Origin of the sequence: Micromonospora sp. NPDC023956 (genome assembly GCF_040639195.1) — a bacterium.
GTDB lineage: Bacteria > Actinomycetota > Actinomycetes > Mycobacteriales > Micromonosporaceae > Micromonospora.
Map to the genome: position 1 here is coordinate 33,532 of NZ_JBEZZN010000017.1, position 16,264 is coordinate 49,795.

At 73.7% G+C, this 16,264-nt stretch carries 17 protein-coding genes; 9 read left to right on the forward strand and 8 right to left on the reverse strand.

All coding sequences use genetic code 11. The features are described 5' to 3' along the window. The first annotated feature begins 124 nt into the window (after positions 1 to 124). Positions 125 to 3,061, forward strand: a complete 2,937-nt coding sequence (locus AB0F58_RS25580) for a BTAD domain-containing putative transcriptional regulator (protein ID WP_357147815.1) — start codon at positions 125 to 127, stop codon at positions 3,059 to 3,061. 117 nt (positions 3,062 to 3,178) lie between these two features. Here AB0F58_RS25580 and dusB read toward each other — a convergent pair whose 3' ends face one another. The 4 genes from dusB to AB0F58_RS25600 all read right to left on the reverse strand — a co-directional run bounded on the left by dusB (position 3,179) and on the right by AB0F58_RS25600 (position 6,849). Further along, entirely contained in the window at positions 3,179 to 4,345 is a 1,167-nt protein-coding gene (gene dusB, locus AB0F58_RS25585; RefSeq protein WP_357147819.1) for a tRNA dihydrouridine synthase DusB, read from the reverse strand. Between the two features lie 33 nt (positions 4,346 to 4,378). Then, positions 4,379 to 5,758, reverse strand: coding sequence for a glycine--tRNA ligase (locus AB0F58_RS25590; protein ID WP_357147821.1), 1,380 nt, complete (start codon positions 5,756 to 5,758; stop codon positions 4,379 to 4,381). A gap of 176 nt (positions 5,759 to 5,934) precedes the next feature. Then, on the reverse strand, positions 5,935 to 6,483 hold the full coding sequence (locus AB0F58_RS25595; protein WP_357147824.1) for a hypothetical protein: 549 nt from the start codon (positions 6,481 to 6,483) through the stop codon (positions 5,935 to 5,937). Positions 6,484 to 6,507: 24 nt separating this feature from the next. Further along, on the reverse strand, positions 6,508 to 6,849 hold the full coding sequence (locus tag AB0F58_RS25600; protein WP_357147826.1) for an antibiotic biosynthesis monooxygenase family protein: 342 nt from the start codon (positions 6,847 to 6,849) through the stop codon (positions 6,508 to 6,510). A 28-nt stretch (positions 6,850 to 6,877) separates the two neighbouring features. On the opposite strand from AB0F58_RS25600, the gene AB0F58_RS25605 reads away from it, so the two are divergent. The 8 genes from AB0F58_RS25605 (at position 6,878) to AB0F58_RS25640 (ending at position 11,596) form a co-directional block, all read left to right on the forward strand. Further along, positions 6,878 to 7,135 carry a DUF6703 family protein gene (locus AB0F58_RS25605; protein ID WP_357147829.1) on the forward strand — a complete coding sequence of 86 codons (258 nt, stop codon included), beginning with the start codon at positions 6,878 to 6,880 and terminating at the stop codon, positions 7,133 to 7,135. A gap of 120 nt (positions 7,136 to 7,255) precedes the next feature. Next, on the forward strand, positions 7,256 to 8,260 hold the full coding sequence (locus AB0F58_RS25610; protein ID WP_357147832.1) for a metal ABC transporter substrate-binding protein: 1,005 nt from the start codon (positions 7,256 to 7,258) through the stop codon (positions 8,258 to 8,260). Beyond that, positions 8,257 to 9,021 carry a metal ABC transporter ATP-binding protein gene (locus tag AB0F58_RS25615; RefSeq protein ID WP_357147835.1) on the forward strand — a complete coding sequence of 255 codons (765 nt, stop codon included), beginning with the start codon at positions 8,257 to 8,259 and terminating at the stop codon, positions 9,019 to 9,021. Before AB0F58_RS25610 ends, AB0F58_RS25615 begins: the two co-directional genes overlap by 4 nt. Further along, positions 9,018 to 9,884 (forward strand): metal ABC transporter permease, encoded by an 867-nt coding sequence (locus AB0F58_RS25620; protein WP_357147838.1) that lies wholly within the window; start codon positions 9,018 to 9,020, stop codon positions 9,882 to 9,884. Before AB0F58_RS25615 ends, AB0F58_RS25620 begins: the two co-directional genes overlap by 4 nt. A 43-nt stretch (positions 9,885 to 9,927) precedes the next feature. Next, positions 9,928 to 10,227, forward strand: a complete 300-nt coding sequence (locus tag AB0F58_RS25625) for a metalloregulator ArsR/SmtB family transcription factor (RefSeq protein WP_091459511.1) — start codon at positions 9,928 to 9,930, stop codon at positions 10,225 to 10,227. 64 nt (positions 10,228 to 10,291) lie between these two features. Beyond that, entirely contained in the window at positions 10,292 to 10,696 is a 405-nt protein-coding gene (locus AB0F58_RS25630) for a Fur family transcriptional regulator (protein ID WP_357147842.1), read from the forward strand. Between the two features lie 117 nt (positions 10,697 to 10,813). Further along, entirely contained in the window at positions 10,814 to 11,419 is a 606-nt protein-coding gene (locus AB0F58_RS25635) for a hypothetical protein (RefSeq protein ID WP_357147845.1), read from the forward strand. A gap of 9 nt (positions 11,420 to 11,428) precedes the next feature. Next, a complete protein-coding gene (locus AB0F58_RS25640; protein ID WP_357147848.1) occupies positions 11,429 to 11,596 on the forward strand; it encodes a hypothetical protein in 168 nt (55 codons plus the stop codon). A gap of 93 nt (positions 11,597 to 11,689) precedes the next feature. Here AB0F58_RS25640 and AB0F58_RS25645 read toward each other — a convergent pair whose 3' ends face one another. The 4 genes from AB0F58_RS25645 to AB0F58_RS25660 form a co-directional block, all read right to left on the reverse strand. Continuing rightward, positions 11,690 to 13,663 carry an acyl-CoA dehydrogenase family protein gene (locus tag AB0F58_RS25645; RefSeq protein ID WP_357147852.1) on the reverse strand — a complete coding sequence of 658 codons (1,974 nt, stop codon included), beginning with the start codon at positions 13,661 to 13,663 and terminating at the stop codon, positions 11,690 to 11,692. A 124-nt stretch (positions 13,664 to 13,787) separates the two neighbouring features. After that, on the reverse strand, positions 13,788 to 14,291 hold the full coding sequence (locus AB0F58_RS25650) for a DUF6328 family protein (protein ID WP_357147855.1): 504 nt from the start codon (positions 14,289 to 14,291) through the stop codon (positions 13,788 to 13,790). Between the two features lie 323 nt (positions 14,292 to 14,614). Further along, positions 14,615 to 15,394 (reverse strand): SIS domain-containing protein, encoded by a 780-nt coding sequence (locus tag AB0F58_RS25655; protein WP_357147858.1) that lies wholly within the window; start codon positions 15,392 to 15,394, stop codon positions 14,615 to 14,617. Between the two features lie 8 nt (positions 15,395 to 15,402). Then, entirely contained in the window at positions 15,403 to 16,233 is an 831-nt protein-coding gene (locus AB0F58_RS25660) for an alpha/beta hydrolase (RefSeq protein ID WP_357147861.1), read from the reverse strand. Positions 16,234 to 16,264 lie beyond the last annotated feature (31 nt).

The window sequence follows — 16,264 nt, forward strand, 5'->3', positions numbered from 1 at the left end:
TCACTCGCAATCCGCGTGCAGTGGGTTGGCAACCATCCCGACTCGTCGGCGCGTCCGGGACTAGAGCCGGCGACGGTGCGATGTGGACCGCCGCAGGGGCGGCCGGCGGTCGTGAGGGGGAGTCGTGGAGTTCTGGGTCCTGGGGCCGACCGAGGTCACCGACGGCGGGCGGAGTCTCGCCATCGGTGGCCCCAAGCCGCGGACGGCGCTGGCCGCGCTGCTGCTGGAGGCGAACCGGATCATCTCGGTGGAGGGTCTCGTCGAGGCGGTCTGGGCCGGGCAGCCGCCGCCGAGCGCGGTGAACGCGCTCCAGACGTACGTGTCCCGGCTGCGCCGGGTGCTCGGCGCCGAGACGCTGTGCCGACACCCCGCCGGCTACCGGCTCGTCGCCGACCCGGACCTGATCGACGCGCGCCGGTTCGAGCGGCTCCTCGCCGGGGCGCGCACGGCCCTCGCGGCCGGCGACCCCACGACCGGCCACCGGAGGGTCGAGGAGGCGCTCGCGCTGTGGCGCGGTCCGGCCCTGCTCGACGTCACCGACGCGCCCTTCGCCCAGGCCGAGATCGTCCGCCTCGACGAACTGCGCCTGGTCGCCGCCGAGACCCGGGTCGAGGCGATGATCGCGCTCGGGGACGTCACCGGTGGCGTCGCCGCGGCCCGCGCGCTCGTCGCCGACCATCCCCTGCGGGAACGGGGCGTCGCCCACCTGATGCTCGCGCTGTACCGGGACGGCCGGCAGAGCGAGGCGCTGGCCACGTACCACGAGGCCCGGCGGCTGCTGGTCGACGGGTTCGGCCTCGACCCCGGCGACGACCTCGCCGCGCTCGCCCAGGCGATCCTGCGGCAGGACCCGGAGCTGCTGGCCACCCCGCCGCCCGCCCGAACCACCCCGGCACCGCCGGCCGGGAGCGCCTCGGCACCGCCGGCCGGGAGCGCCCCGGCACCGCCGGTGGGAACGACCCCGTCCCCGGTGGTGGGCACCGCGCCCGCCGCGCCGCCCGCCGCGCCGGTCGGCGCGCCGCCGTCGGGCACCGGCTCCGCACCCGGCGCCCCGCCCCGGTCCCGGCTGGTGCTGCCCCTGGACCGGTTCGTCGGGCGGGACCGTGAGCTGGCCGGGATCCGGCAGCAGTTGGAAACGTACCGGCTGGTCACGCTCACCGGACCGGGCGGCAGCGGGAAGACCCGCCTCGCCCGGGAGGTCTGTCGTCGGCTCCCCCAGCCGGTGCACGTGGTCGAACTCGCCGGCCTGCACGACGCCGACCTGCTGGAGGCGACCGTCGCCCAGGCGTTCGGCCTGGCCGTCCTCTCCGACCTGGACGCGGTGGCCACGACGGTCGGCGACGCCGAGGTTCTGCTGCTGCTGGACAACTGTGAACACCTGACCGGGGCGCTCGCCGAGGTCGTGCTGCGGCTGCTCACCGACCTGCCCGGCCTTCGTGTCCTCGCCACCAGCCAGCGTCCGCTCGGCGTGCGGGGCGAGCGCCGCTTCCCGGTACCGCCCCTCCCGGTCGACCCGATGGCGGTGGAACTCTTCCTGGACCGGGCCGGCGCGGTCGCCCCGGACTGGACGTGCGGCCCGGCCGACCAGGAGGTCGTGACCCGGATCTGCGCCCGGCTCGACGGCCTGCCGCTCGCCGTCGAACTGGCCGCCGCCCAACTGGCCGTCCTCTCCCCGGCGCAGATCCTGGACCGGCTCGGTCGGTCCCTGGCCATCACCGGCACCAGCCCCGACCTGCCGGACCGGCACCGCAGCCTGGACCGGGCCATCGACAACAGCTACCGCCTGCTGGACGGCACCCAGCAGGACCTGTTCGCCCGGCTCAGCGTCTTCGCCGACACCTTCGACCTGGACGCCGCCGAGGCGGTGGCCGGCGCGGGCCGGGACGTCCTGGCCCCGCTCACCGGTCTGATCACCGGCTCGCTGGTGGCCACCACCCCGGCCAGCGCCGCGCCACGCCGCTACCGGATGCTGCAACTCCTGCGCGGCTACGCCGACCGGCTGCTCGACCCGGTCGACCGGGACCGACTCCGGCACCGGCACCTGGACTGGGCGCTGGACCTGGCGCGCGCCGCCGACCGGGGGCTGCGTGGTCCGGACGCGCTGCGCTGGTACCGCACCCTCGGAGCCGAGCAGGCCAACACCCGGGCCGCCCTGGCGTTCGCCCTCGCCGCCGACCAGTCGCTGGCCGGCATGCGGCTGGCCACCGACCTGTCCTGGTACTGGTACCACCGGGGTCACCTGCGCGAGGGGATCCGCTGGCTGCGCGAGACGATCGACGCCACCCCCGGGGCTCCGCTGGTCGACCGGGCCCGCGCGCTGACCGCACTGGCCTCCCTGCTCTACCTCGCCGGGCGGCTGGAGGAGAGCGGATCGGCCAACCGGGCGGCGCTCGACCTCGCGCTGGCCGCCGGCGACCCGGCCCCCGTCGCGCGCGCCTACGTCTACGAGGCGTACTACCTGGCGATGCGGGGCCGGGTCGCGGAGGCGGCGACGGCCGGCGAGAACGGGGTGCGGTACGCCCGCCGCTCCGGTGCGGACTGGCTGCTCTCCGAGGCGCTCTCCACCAACGGCTACCTGGCCCGCGCCCGGGGCGACCTGGAGACCGCCGCAGCGACCCTGGACGAGGCCATCCGGGTCGGCACCCGGGTCGGCTACCGCTGGTCGGTCAGCTCCTCGTACTGGTTCCGGGCGAAGGTCGCGGCCGACGCCGGGGCGGCCGACGACGCGTACCGGGCGGCCCTGACCGCGACCCGGGGGCTGGACGACCTGGAGGACGTGACCGGCTGGCTGGCCGCCCTGCACCTGCTCGCCGGGACCCTCGGCCTGACCGGCCGCGCCGCCGACGGCGCGGTCCTGCTCGGCGCGGTGGCCGGCATCGGGGGCCGGGCCGGCTACTCCCCCGAGCTGATGGACCCGTACGACAGCCCCCGCGAGATCGCCGCGGTCACCTCCGCGCTCTCCCCCACCGCGTACGTGCGGGCCCGGGAGGTCGGGCTGACGATGGACCGGGCGGCGGTCCGCGCGTTCGTCCACCGGCTGGCCGGCGGCTCCTCGTCGTAGTCGCGGGAGGTCGCCGGGGGGTGTCACAGCCCTCCGGCGCCACCCCCGTGCGCCGCCGAGCCCCGGGAACGCGCCTGCTGCCCGCCGTCACCGGTCGCACCCCGGCCCGGCCGTCGGTCAGCCGCCCGAGTCGGCCAGCTCCGCGCCCTCGGGGACGCGGTCGTCGTCCCGGCTGGCCAGCCAGCCGTCGGGCAGGAACACCTTGCCGGGCGAGTTGGTGCGCCCCCGGGGCTGACCGAGCGCCCCGAGCGGGAACGGCTCCGCCGGGTCGAGCTTGCCGAGCAGGTCGTCGAGCTGCGCCAGGCTCTCGATCATGGCGAGCGAGCGGCGCAGCTCACCACCGACCGGGAAGCCCTTGAGGTACCAGGCGACGTGCTTGCGGAAGTCGGTGCAGCCGTCCCGCTCGCCCCGGGCCGGCGTCCGCGACCCGGCGGTGAACTGCTCCACCAGCAGCGCGGCGTGCCGACGCATGGTCGTGGCCACCTCGCCGAGGGTCGGCAACCGGCGCTCCGGACGGCCGTCGAAGGCGGCGTGCAGGTCGGCGAAGAGCCACGGTCGGCCCAGGCAGCCGCGCCCGATCACCACCCCGTCGACCCCGGTGTGTGCGACCATCCGCAACGCGTCGTCGGCCTCCCAGATGTCGCCGTTGCCCAGCACCGGGACGTCCAGCGCCTGCTTGAGCGTGGCGATGGCGTCCCAGTCGGCGGTGCCGGAGTAGCGCTGGGCGGCCGTCCGCCCGTGCAGGGCCACCCAGGCGACCCCGGCGTCCTGGGCGGCCAGCCCGGCCTCGACGTACGTCAGGTGGTCGTCGTCGATGCCCTTGCGCATCTTGACCGTGACCGGCACCCCGGCGGGCGACGCGGCGTCCACCGCGGCCCGCACCAGCCGGGCGAAGAGCCGACGCCGCCACGGCAGCGCCGCGCCTCCGCCCCGACGGGTGACCTTCGGCACCGGGCAGCCGAAGTTCAGGTCGATGTGGTCGGCGAGGTCCTTCTCCACCACGATCCGCACCGCCGCGGCGGTGGTCTCCGGATCGGTGCCGTAGAGCTGGAGGCTGCGCGGTCGTTCCTCGGCGCCGAAGGCGATCATGCGCAGCGTCTTCGGGTTCCGCTCCACCAGGGCCGTGGTGGTGATCATCTCGCAGACGTAGATGCCCCCGCCCTGTTCCCGACAGAGCCGGCGGAACCCGACGTTGGTGATGCCGGCCATCGGCGCGAGCACCACCGGCGGCCACACCTCGTGCCGCCCCAGCCGCAACCCGCCCGACACCCCTGCTCCACTCACCGCTCAAGTGTAAGGAGGGGGGTCGGGGGGTGCTCAGCAGCCGGGGAGGCGCTCGATCAGGTAGCGCTCGACCTGGTCGAGGGAGACCCGCTCCTGGGTCATGGTGTCCCGGTCCCGGATGGTCACCGCGTCGTCGTCCAGGGTGTCGAAGTCGACGGTGACGCAGAACGGGGTGCCGATCTCGTCCTGGCGACGGTACCGGCGGCCGATCGCCTGGGAGTCGTCGAACTCGACCACCCAGCGCTTGCGCAGGGTGGCGGCGAGGCCCCGGGCCTTCGGGGAGAGCGCCTCGTTGCGCGACAGCGGCAGCACGGCGACCTTCACCGGCGCCAGGCGCGGGTCGAAGCGCATCACCGTGCGCTTGTCCACCCCGCCCTTGGTGTTCGGGGCCTCGTCCTCGTCGTACGCCTCGAGCAGGAAGGCGAGCACCGCCCGGGTGAGGCCGGCGGCCGGCTCGATCACGTACGGGACCCAGCGCTCGCCCTTGGTCTGGTCGAAGTACGACAGGTCGACCCCGGAGTGCTTGCTGTGCGTGGAGAGGTCGAAGTCGGTCCGGTTCGCCACGCCCTCCAGCTCGGCGAACTCGGTGCCGCCGAAGCGGAAGCGGTACTCGATGTCGACGGTCCGCTTCGAGTAGTGCGAGAGCTTCTCCCTCGGGTGCTCGTAGAAGCGCATGTTCTCCTCGGAGAGCCCGAGGTCGACATACCAGTTCCAGCGCTCGGCGAGCCAGTACTCGTGCCACTGCTCGTCGGTGCCGGGCTCGACGAAGAACTCCATCTCCATCTGCTCGAACTCGCGCGTACGGAAGATGAAGTTGCCCGGGGTGATCTCGTTGCGGAACGACTTGCCGGTTTGGGCGATGCCGAACGGCGGCTTCTTGCGGGCCGTGGTCGCCACGTTGTTGTAGTTGACGAAGATGCCCTGCGCGGTCTCCGGGCGCAGGTAGTGCATCCCCTCGTCGCTCTCCACCGGGCCGAGGAAGGTCTTCATCAGGCCGTTGAACATCTTCGGCTCGGTGAAGGTGCCCTTGTTGCCGCAGTTGGGGCAGTTCAGCTCGGCCAGGGAGGCCGGCGGCGCGCCGTGCTTGGCCTCGTACGCCTCCTCCAGGTGGTCCGCCCGGAACCGTTTGTGGCAGGACTGGCACTCGGTCAGCGGGTCGACGAAGGCGTCGAGGTGACCGGAGGCGGCCCAGACGTCCCGGGCCAGGATCACCGCGGAGTCGAGACCGACCACGTCGTCGCGCTGCTGGACCATGGTCTTCCACCACTGCCGGCGGACGTTCTCCTTGAGTTCCACACCGAGCGGACCGTAGTCCCACGCCGACCGGGTACCTCCGTAGATCTCACTGGAGGGGAAGACGAAGCCCCGGCGCTTGGCGAGACTGACGACGGCGTCGATACGGTCGGCGGGCATGTTTCCTCCTACGCCGACTGGCGGTCGGCGGGGACAGAGAGTGGTTCCGGACAGGTTCGGGACTACGGTACGGCCACCACCGCCCCGAGCTCAGCAGGATACTCCCGGTGAGCTGCCCACCCGCGTGGCGGGCCGGCACCGGCCGGGCGGGCCGGTGTTCCGGGGAACCGACCTGGTCAGCTCACGCCGCAAATCTCGAACTGGCCGGTGGTGGTGCTCTGCGACAGGGTCACCCGCTGGGTCTCCCGGCCGCCCCCGTCGAGGACCACGTCGACCGGAACGGTGAAGTCGTTCAGGTCGACGCTGCCCACCCGGTAGGAGGTGATCGCCGGTTCGGCGGTCACCCGCCGGTCGAACTCCGGCCGGGACTCCCGCTCCTTCAGGTCGCGACAGAGCAGGTCGTACGCCTCGGCGTACCGGTCGTCGACGAGCGCCCGGTAGTAGTCGCCGGTGACCGCGCGACCCTGCTCGTCGAGCGCCTGGGTGCCGGCCACCGCGAGCCCGACCAGGGTCGCCGTCCCGCCGCCGCAGCAGAGCAGCAGGGCGAGGCCCCCGGCGCCGAGGCCGAGCCACATCCGGGCGCTGCGCCCCTCGGTGGGCGGGGCGGCGAACGGCGGGGCGACTCCGGGACCGGCCGGTGGTGCGGGTACGCCGTGCCCCTCCGGCCCCTCGGGGCCGGGCAGCACGGGGTACGGCGACGGGGCTGCCGGTCCGGGTGCGGTCATATCCGAGAGGGTAGTGCCCGAGGGTCAGCGGTACGGACCAGCGGCCCGATCACTCGTGGAGATCGTCACCGCGCCGTCCGGTCCCGCGCTGGCCAGCGTCTCGTACGCCGAGGGCTCGTCGACGGACTCGGCGAGCAACGGAGTGGCCTGGATCTTGACGTCGAACCCGCCCAGCGCCCGCCGGTACGCCCCGACCGACTCCCACTCGGTGACCAGGCACCAGTGGCGCGGGTCGTCGAGCGCCCGCAGCAGTTCCCCGCGCAGGTATCCCGGGCGGGCGGCGAGCGCGGCGAGGGCGGCGTGCGCCCGCTCGGTGAAGGTGGCGGCGACGTCTTCGTCGACCACGAACCGGTTGGTGACGAGCACCGGGCGTCCTCCTCGTAGAGTCTGTGGGATGCAGCGTACGCAGAGTCCCCTGCTGGCCCGCCTGTCCCGGGCGAATCCGACCGGGGTGTTCCTGGCCGTGCTCGCCCTGGTGCTGGTGGGCCTGCTCGCCCCGGGCCCGGTCGGTGGGGTGCTGCTCCTGCTGCTGGCCGCCGCGCTGGTGGCGCTGATGCGGCTGACCTGGCCGGTGCAGACCCCCAGGACCCGGCTGATCCGGCTGCTGATGCTCACCCTGCTGGTCGCCATCGCGCTCGCCAAGCTGCTCTGACCTGACCCCACCGCGCCACCGGATCGGGGGTGGCGACGGTTCCGCCGCTGGTGACGTGGTTGTTCACATGCAAGCATGCGTTTTTGACAATCATTGTCGTTGCAGCGGAAGGTGGAGAACATGAACATCCGTTCCACTCCGCGTGTCCTGGCCGCCGCCTCCTCCGCCCTGCTCGCTCTCGGTGCCCTCACGGCCTGCTCCTCGGACGAGGTGGCCGGTGCCGATCCCCAGCGGGTCGACGTGGTGGCCGCGTTCTACCCCCTCCAGTTCGTCAGCGAGCGGGTCGGCGGCGACGCGGTGACAGTGGTGAACCTGGCGAAGCCCGGCGCGGAACCGCACGACCTGGAGCTGAACCCGGGGCAGGTCGGCCAGGTCAGCGAGGCCGAGCTGGTGGTCTACCTCAAGGGCTTCCAGCCGGCTGTGGACGAGGCGGTCGAGCAGAACGGCGGGGACCGGGTGTTCGACGTGGCCACCGTGCAGCCGCTGCTGGACGCCGCGGCCGGCGGGCACGACCACGACCACGAGGGCGAGGACGGTCACAGCCACGAGGGCGAGGACGGCCACGAGGAGGAGAAGGCGGAGCCCGCCGGGAAGACCGACGGCGCCAAGGACCCGCACGTCTGGCTCGACCCGACCCGGCTGGCCACCATCGCCGACACGCTCGCCGAGCGGCTCGGCAAGGCCGACCCGGACCGGGCGGCCGACTACACCACCCGGGCGAAGACGCTCCGCACCGAGCTGGAGAAGCTGGACGCCGAGTTCACCCAGGGGCTGAAGACCTGCCAGCGGCGGGAGATCGTGGTCAGCCACACCGCGTTCGGCTACCTCACCCAGCGCTACCAGCTGGAGCAGATCGGCATCTCCGGCCTGAGCCCGGAGAACGAGCCGTCCCCGCAGCGCCTCGCCGAGGTCACCGAGGAGGCCCGCGAGCACAAGGCCACCACCATCTTCTTCGAGACGTTGGTCAGCCCGAAGGTCGCCGAGACCATCGCCAAGGAGGTCGGGGCGAAGACCGCGGTGTTGGATCCGATCGAGGGTCTCTCCGCCGACAACACCGGCGGGGACTATTTTTCGGTGATGCGCAGCAACCTGGAGACCCTACGGACGGCGTTGGGCTGCTCGTGAGCGAACCCGTCGTGACCGTGGAGCACGGGGTGGTCGGCTACGACGGCCGCCCCGTGCTCCGGGACGTCTCGCTGGCGCTCTCCGCCGGTGAGGTCGTCGCCGTGCTCGGGGCCAACGGCTCCGGCAAGTCCACCCTGATCCGGGCGGTGCTCGGGTTGGTGCCGCTCGGCGCCGGGCGGGTCACCCTCTTCGGCACGCCGCTGCGCCGCTTCCGGCAGTGGCACCGCATCGGGTACGTCCCGCAGCGCCTGGGCGCCGGCAGCGGCGTACCGGCGACGGTCGCGGAGGTGGTCGCCTCGGGGCGCCTGGCCCGGCGGGGCATGCTGCGCCCGGCCGGTCGCGCCGACCGGGCAGCGGTCGCCGAGGCGCTGCGTGCGGTCGGGCTCGCCGACCGGGCCGGTGACCCGGTGGCGACCCTCTCCGGCGGCCAGCAGCAGCGCACCCTGATCGCGCGGGCGCTGGCCGGCCAGCCGGAACTGCTGGTGCTCGACGAGCCGACCGCCGGGGTGGACGCGGTCAGCCAGGAGGCCTTCGCCGAGGCGCTGCGGGGGTTCGTCACCGGCGGCGGGACGGTGCTGCTGGTCGCCCACGAGCTCGGTCCGCTGCGTCCGCTGATCAGCCGGGCGGTCGTCGTCCACCAGGGCGGCATCGCGCACGACGGCGCGGTCCCGGAGCCGGCCGGCCACCACGCGGACCCCGACCACGACCACGTGCACCCGCACGGTCCCGAGGAGCCCGCCGGGCTGTGGAGCACGCCGTGAGCCTCTTCCAGTACGACTTCATGCTCCGCGCCCTGGTCGGCGCGCTGATCATCGGGCTCGCCGCGCCGGCGCTCGGCATCTACCTGGTGCAGCGGCGGCTGGCGCTGATCGGCGACGGGATCGGTCACGTGGCCCTGACCGGGGTCGGGGCCGGCCTGCTGTTCCACCAGTCGCCCGTGATCATGGCGGTGCTCGCCGCCACTCTCGGCGCGATCGTCATCGAGCTGGTCCGGGAACGCGGCCGCACCTCCGGCGACCTGGCCCTGGCGCTGCTCTTCTACGGCGGCATCGCCGGGGGCGTGATGCTGGTCGGGCTCTCCGACGCCAGCAACGCCAACCTGAACGCGTACCTGTTCGGCGCGCTGACCACGACCTCCCGGACGGACCTGGTCACCATCGCGGTGCTGGGGGCCGCGGTGCTGGTCGTGATGGTGGCGTTGCGTCCCGCGCTCTTCGCGGTCTGCCACGACGAGGAGTACGCCCGCGTCTCCGGCCTGCCGGTCCGTACGCTCAACCTGCTGCTGGCGGTGACCACGGCGGTGACCGTCACCATCGCCATGCGGGCGGTGGGGGTCCTGCTGATCAGCGCGCTGATGGTCGTCCCGGTGGCCACCGCACAGCAGGTCACCCGGGGTTTCCGCAGCACGATGGCGATGGCGATGGCGGTCGGCCTGCTGGCCGCCGGCAGTGGGGTCTGGGTCGCGGCGGTCGCCGACACCGCTCCGGGCGCGTCCGTGGTGGTGCTCGCGATAGCCTCCTTCCTCGTCGTCGCGGTCGGTGCGGCGGCCTGGCGGGCCCTGCGTCGGCGACGTACGCCGACCGCACCGGCACCGGCGGAGCCGCACGAGGTGGTGCTGAGCTGATCCTGCTCCCCCCGGTCGTCCCGGCATTGGTTACCGTTGCAGGGTGACCAGCACCAACGGCTATGACGCGTACGAGGGCGCGGGAGACCTGCTGCGCGCCCTCTCCGCGCCGATCCGGCTGGCCATCGTCAGCGAGCTTGCCCAGGGTGAACGCTGCGTCCACGAACTGGTGGAGAAACTCGGCGCGACGCAGCCCCTGGTCTCCCAGCACCTGCGGGTGCTGCGCGGAGCCGGTGTGGTGCGCGGTTCCCGGCGGGGCCGGGAGATCGCCTACACCCTGGTCGACGAGCACGTCGCGCACATCGTGGCCGACGCGGTCAGCCACGCCGGGGAGGGGACATGAGCGACCAGAGCGAGCGGACCAGCGGGGCCGGCTCCCGCGTCGGGACCGGTGCGGGGGAGGCGGCGTGAGCGAGGGCGGTACGGCCGTGCGCAACACCCGGCAGCGTACGGCGGTCAGTGCGCTGCTCGCCGAGTTGGAGGGCTTCCACAGCGCGCAGGACCTGCACGCGATGCTCCGCGAGCGGGGCGAACGGGTCGGCCTGACCACCGTGTACCGGACCCTTCAGGGGCTGGCCGACGCGGGCGAGATCGACGTGATGCGCCCGCCGGGTGGCGAACACCTCTACCGGCGGTGCAGCGAGGGACACCATCACCACCTGGTCTGCCGGTCCTGCGGGCGGACGGTGGAGGTGGCGGGTCCGGCCGTGGAGACCTGGGCCGACCGGGTGGCCGCCCAGCACGGCTACTCCGACGTCAGTCACACCCTGGAGATCTTCGGCACCTGCCCGGCCTGCGCCGCCGCCGGCTGACGCCGTCGGCCGGGCGCGGGTCGGCGGCGGGACGGCCTGCGCCCCGATCCGGCCGCCGGCTCCCCACCGACTCGACGCGGTCTGCGGCGGGCGGTGCCGCATGGCACGCTGTGCGGCGTGAGGATCTACGCCGACCGTTTTCCCACCGCCGCCCGTCAACTCGTCACCGACCTGCTCGTCGTCGCCTGGGTGTACGTCGCGATCCGGGGCGCGATGTGGCTGCACGACCTGGTGGGGCGGCTCGCCGTCCCCGGCCGGAAGCTGGAGGGGGCCGGTGCGGGGCTGGCCGACAACCTGGCCGACGCCGGCGGCAAGATCGGCCGGGTGCCGCTGGTCGGCGACGAGCTGACCACCCCGTTCGAGCGGGCCGCCGAGGCCGCCCGCGCGGTCGCCGACGCCGGGCGTGACCAGCAGGAACTGGTCGACCAACTGGCCTGGGCGCTGGCCGTGGCGGTGCTGGTGTTCCCGCTCGGCCTGGTGCTGTTCGGCTGGCTGCCGCTGCGCCTGAGGTGGATGCGCCGGGCCGGTGCGGCGGCGGCGCTGCGGTCCGCGCCCGCCGGCCGGGACCTGCTCGCCCTGCGGGCGCTGGCCGGACAGCCGCTGGGCCGGCTCACCCGGATCGCCCCGGACGTGGCCGAGGCGTGGCGGCGCGGCGATCCGGACACCGTCGATGCCCTGGCCGCGCTGGAGCTGCGTGAACTCGGCCTGCGGGCGGACCGCTAAGGTCGACCGGTGCTCTACTTCCTGATCGTCATGGCCCTGCTGCTGCTCGGCTACGCCGGCTACCTGATGAGTCTGGCCCGGCGCGGGCAGAAGATGCCCTCCACGGCGTACGTGGTGCTCGGGGTGCTCAACGGGATCATCCTGGTGGCCGTGCTGGTCTGGGCGGTCAATCGCTGACCGGGCCCCACCGGGCCTGACCGGGGTCGGCGGGCGCCCGGCGAACCGGGCCGGGGTGGCCACCGGCGTCGGCGGCCACCCCGGTTCCGGCGGTCAGCGGGGCGGGATGCGGCGGCGGACGTCGGGCACCGTGGACGGGCCGGGCGACCAGCGGGCCACCCAGGGCAGGTCGTCCGGCGGGGTGAGGACGCCCTCCTCCAGGCTGGCGTAGCGGCCGGCGACGATCCGTCGGGCGGCGACCACGTCCACCGGGTCGGTGTTCGACCACAGGTTGGTGAGCAGCGCCTCGACGCGCAGTCGGGCCTGCCGGCAGAACAGGTCGGCCAGCTCCCGCCCCTCGGGGTGGGTGTCCCGTTCGGCGTGCGCGCGGACACAGACCGCCGACATGGCGAACAGTTCCGCCCCGATGTCGACGATCCGGCCGAGGAAGGCCTGCTTGCGTTCCATCTTCCCCTGCCAGCGGGACATCGCGTAGAACGTCGAGCGGGCCAGCTTGCGCGAGGTCTTCTCGACGTGGCGCAGGTGACCGGCGAGGGGGCCGAACTCGGCGTACGCCCCGGGTGCCTGGCTGCGGCCGACGACGAGGGTGGGCAGCCACCGGGCGTAGAACGCCCCGGCGCGGGCCCCGGCGCGGGCCTTGCGGCCGAGCCCGGCGTCCGGGTCGATGATGTCCCCGGCGACGGAGAGGTGCGCGTCGACCGCCTCCCGGGCGATCAGCAGGTGCATGATCTCGGTGGAGCCCTCGAAGATCCGGTTGATCCGGAGGTCGCGGAGGAGCTGTTCGACGGCGGCCGGGCGCTCCCCCCGGGCGGCGAGCGAATCGGCGGTCTCGTAGCCCCGTCCGCCCCGGATCTGCACCAGTTCGTCGACGATCCGCCAGGCCATCTCGCTGGCGTAGAGCTTGGCCAGGGCGGCCTCGATCCGGATGTCGTTGCGGTCGTCGTCGGCGAGCAGGCAGGAGAGGTCCAGCATGGACTCCATCGCGTACGTGGTGGCGGCGATGAAGGAGAGCTTGGTGGCGACCGCCTCGTGCTCGGCGACCGGACGGCCCCACTGCACCCGGTCGGCGGCCCACTGACGGGCCACGTGCAACGACCACTTGCCGGCGCCGACGCACATCGCCGGCAGCGAGAGCCGCCCGGTGTTGAGGGTGCTGAGGGCGATCTTGAGACCCCGGCCCTCCCCGCCGATGACGTTCTCCTTCGGCACGAAGACGTCGTGGAAGCGGGTCAGGCTGTTCTCCAGCCCGCGCAGGCCGATGAAGGCGTTGCGCCGTTCGACGGTGATCCCCTCGGCGTCACCCTCGACCACGAAGGCGGTGATGCCGCCCCGGCGCCCCTCGCCGGCCGGCACCCGGGCCATCACCACCAGCAGCGAGGCGATCGTGCCGTTGGTGGCCCAGAGCTTCACCCCGTTGAGCCGGTATCCGGTGCCGTCGGCGGTGGGCTCGGCGGTGCTGCCCAGGCGGGCCGGGTCCGAGCCGACGTCCGGCTCGGTGAGCAGGAACGCGGAGACCTCACCGGCGGCCAGCCGGGGCAGGAAGCGTTGCTGCTGCTCCTGGGTGCCGAACATCTTGAGCGGTTGCGGCACGCCGATGGACTGGTGGGCGCTGAGCAGCGCGCCGATCGCCGGGCTGACCGAGCCGGCCAGTATCAGCGCCCGGCAGTAGTGCAGGTTGCTCAGCCCGAGACCGCCGTACGCCGGGTCGATCTTCATGCCGAAGGCACCGATCCGGGCCAGCCCCTGGAACACCTCGTCCGGTATGGACGCGTCCCGCTCGATCGCCGCGCCGTCCACCTCGGACTCGAGGTAGGCGCGCAGGGTGGTGAGGAACTCCTCGCCACGGGCGGCGTCCGCCGGATCGGTACGCGGCCAGGGGTCGATCAGGTCGAGCCGGAGCCGGCCGAGGAACAGTTCCTTGCCGAAGCTCGGCCGGTCCCAGGCCGACTCGCGGGCCGCCTCGGCGACCTGCCGGGCCTCCTTCTCCGAGACCTGCCCCGCCTCCTTCGGCAGCGGCCCCACCCCGTCGGGGTCGGACGCCGGGCGGTCGTGCTGCGTGGTGCTCATGCTGCCCCCTGGTCCCTCGATCCGGCCGCGACGCCCCTGGCGGGTCGACAGGAAGCGACGCCACCCCTGGGGTTACCCAGGAGTAGCGTCGCCTAAGCCCGCCCCGTGGGCGTTCCGGGGTGATTCAGTCGCACTCGCCCGGACGGGGGTCGTCGTCCTCGTCGTCGAGGTCGTCCTCGCCCCAGTTGCGGCGGGAGAACGGCAGGATCGCCCAGAAGGTGAGGAACCACAGACCGGTGACCGCGCTCAGCAGGAAGGCGATCGGCCGGTCCAGGATGAAGTCGGTGATCAGCAGCACCGCGCTGACCATCGCGATCAGCATGAAGGCGAGGCCGCCACTGGCCATCCGGTGCGCGAAGCGGACCAGCTCCGGCTTCCGGCCCTGCCGGAACAGCGCCCGGTGGAACGCCACCGGCGAGATGATCATTGCCGTCGCGGCGGCGGCGGAGAGCAGCGCGACGACGTAGACGTCCTTCTGGAAGCCGGTGGTGTCGCCGAAACCGGCGCTGAAGGGAAGTGTGAGCAGGAAGGCGAAGAGAATCTGCACGCCCGTCTGGGCGACCCGAAGCTCCTGCAACAGATCGGCGAAGTTGCGCTGCCAACGCTGCCGTTCGGTCTCCTTGGACAAACCGCCACCTCCGCATGAGCACCCGAGCCGGCGGCACGTTCCACCCTGCCGGCAGCACAGCGATTGCCCCATGCCGGACACCACGAAACGCATTCACATGTCCGCTTCCGGAGCCGGCGCCCGACCGGAGGAGCACGACACCGGCGGAGATCGGCGTCCGACCGGAGGAGCACGACACCGGCGGAGATCGGCGGCCCGACCGGACAGCAGGGTCCGGACCGGACGACGAACCGCCTCCGGGTCAGCTCCCTCAAGGCGGCCGACGAACCGCACTACGGAAACGGTCGGGGGCCCTTCGGCTCCGCAGGCGGTCGGCGGGGGGGTCAGGTGCCCCGGCGCAGCCGGCCGGCGTACCGGGCCTCCAGTTCGGAGTTGTGCGGGTCGCCGCCCGGCACGTTGGCCGACAGGTAGACCGGCGGCGGCTCCCCCGCCGCGAGCAGTCGGGCCACCACCTCCACCACGATCTGCTGGGCCAGCAGGGCGGCCGTGATCGAGGAGACCGCGCCGACCGCTCCCCCGCCGGGCAGCGGCAGGGCCGCGTCACCGTACGGGGCCCCGTTGTCCAGCAGCACGTCGGCGAAGTCGGCGAGCCGGTGCCCGTCCGGGTGGCGGGACGGCATCCGCGCCGAGTGCGCCGCCGAGACGATCGCCACCAACCCGTGACCGTGCCGTTTGACCAGGGAGGCGAACTCCACCACCGCGCCGTTGATACCGGAGTTCGAGGCGATCACGAAGACGTCCGGTGGACGCACCGGGGCCAGCTCCCAGAGCCGGTGCGCCACCGCCGGATCCCGTTCCAGGGTGGGTTCGAGCAGGTCGAGCGGCGCGCCGCCGTACAGCACCAGGTCCCGCAGGGCGATCCGGTTGGTCGGCACCAGCCCGCCGGCCCGGCCGGCGATCTCCAACGCCAACGCCTCGGAGTGTCCGGTGCCGAACGCCTGCACCACCCCGCCGGCCCGGAGCGCGTCGGTGACCAGGTCGGCCGCGCGGGCCACCGCCTCACGCTGGTCGGCGGCGACCCGGGCGATCGTCCCGGTCAACGCGGCCAGGTAGCCCTCGGCGCTGACCGGCGGGGTCGTCGCGTCCCTTTCGGGGATGTCCACCGGGCCGCTCACCGTACCGCCTCCACCTGGGCGAGCACGGCCTCGGCCAGGGCACCGGGCGCCTCGTCCGGGATCCAGTGGGTCACCCCGGTCAGCTCGACGAAGCGGTAGGGGCCGGTGACGTAGCCGGCGCACGCCTCGGCGGCGGTCCGGCCGACGGCGGCGTCCCGGTCACTCCAGACGTACGTCGTCGGCACCGACACCGGCCCGGTGCCCACCAGTTCCCGGCCGGACATGGCCCGGTACCAGTTCAGGGCCGCGGTGAGCGCGCCCGGCTCCCGCATCGGCTGCACGTACGTGTCGACCCGATCCCGGTCCCCCACCCCGCCGAGCAGCTTGCGCAGGGCGGCGGCGTGCAGGGCGAGCAGCACCTTCTCGGCCGTGCCCTCCTTGCGGAACAGTCCCATGTACGCCGACCGGGCCTTCTGCCGCCGGTCCCCGGCGATGGTCCGGGCCATCGCAGCCGGGTGCGGTACCGAGACGGCGGTGAGGGTGGACACCCGGTCCGGGTGCCCGGCGGCCAGCGCCCAGGCCACGATCGCGCCCCAGTCGTGGCCGACCACGTGCGCGGCGGGCACCTCCAGCGCGTCGAGGACGGCGACCGCGTCGGCGACGCACTCGGCCAGTCGGTACGCCTCCACCGCCGTGGGCCGGGCGCCGGGCGAGTAGCCCCGCTGGTCCAGCGCGTACGTCCGCAGTCCGGCGGCGTGCAGGGCCGGGAGCAGGTCGGTCCACTCGCCACTGTGCTGCGGGAACCCGTGCAGGAGCAGCACCGGCTCACCGTCGTCCGGACCGTCGACGTGCACCTCGAACGCCAGCCCACGCGCATGGATCCTCATGGGCGGAGCCTACCGGCGACGGGCCGGCGCG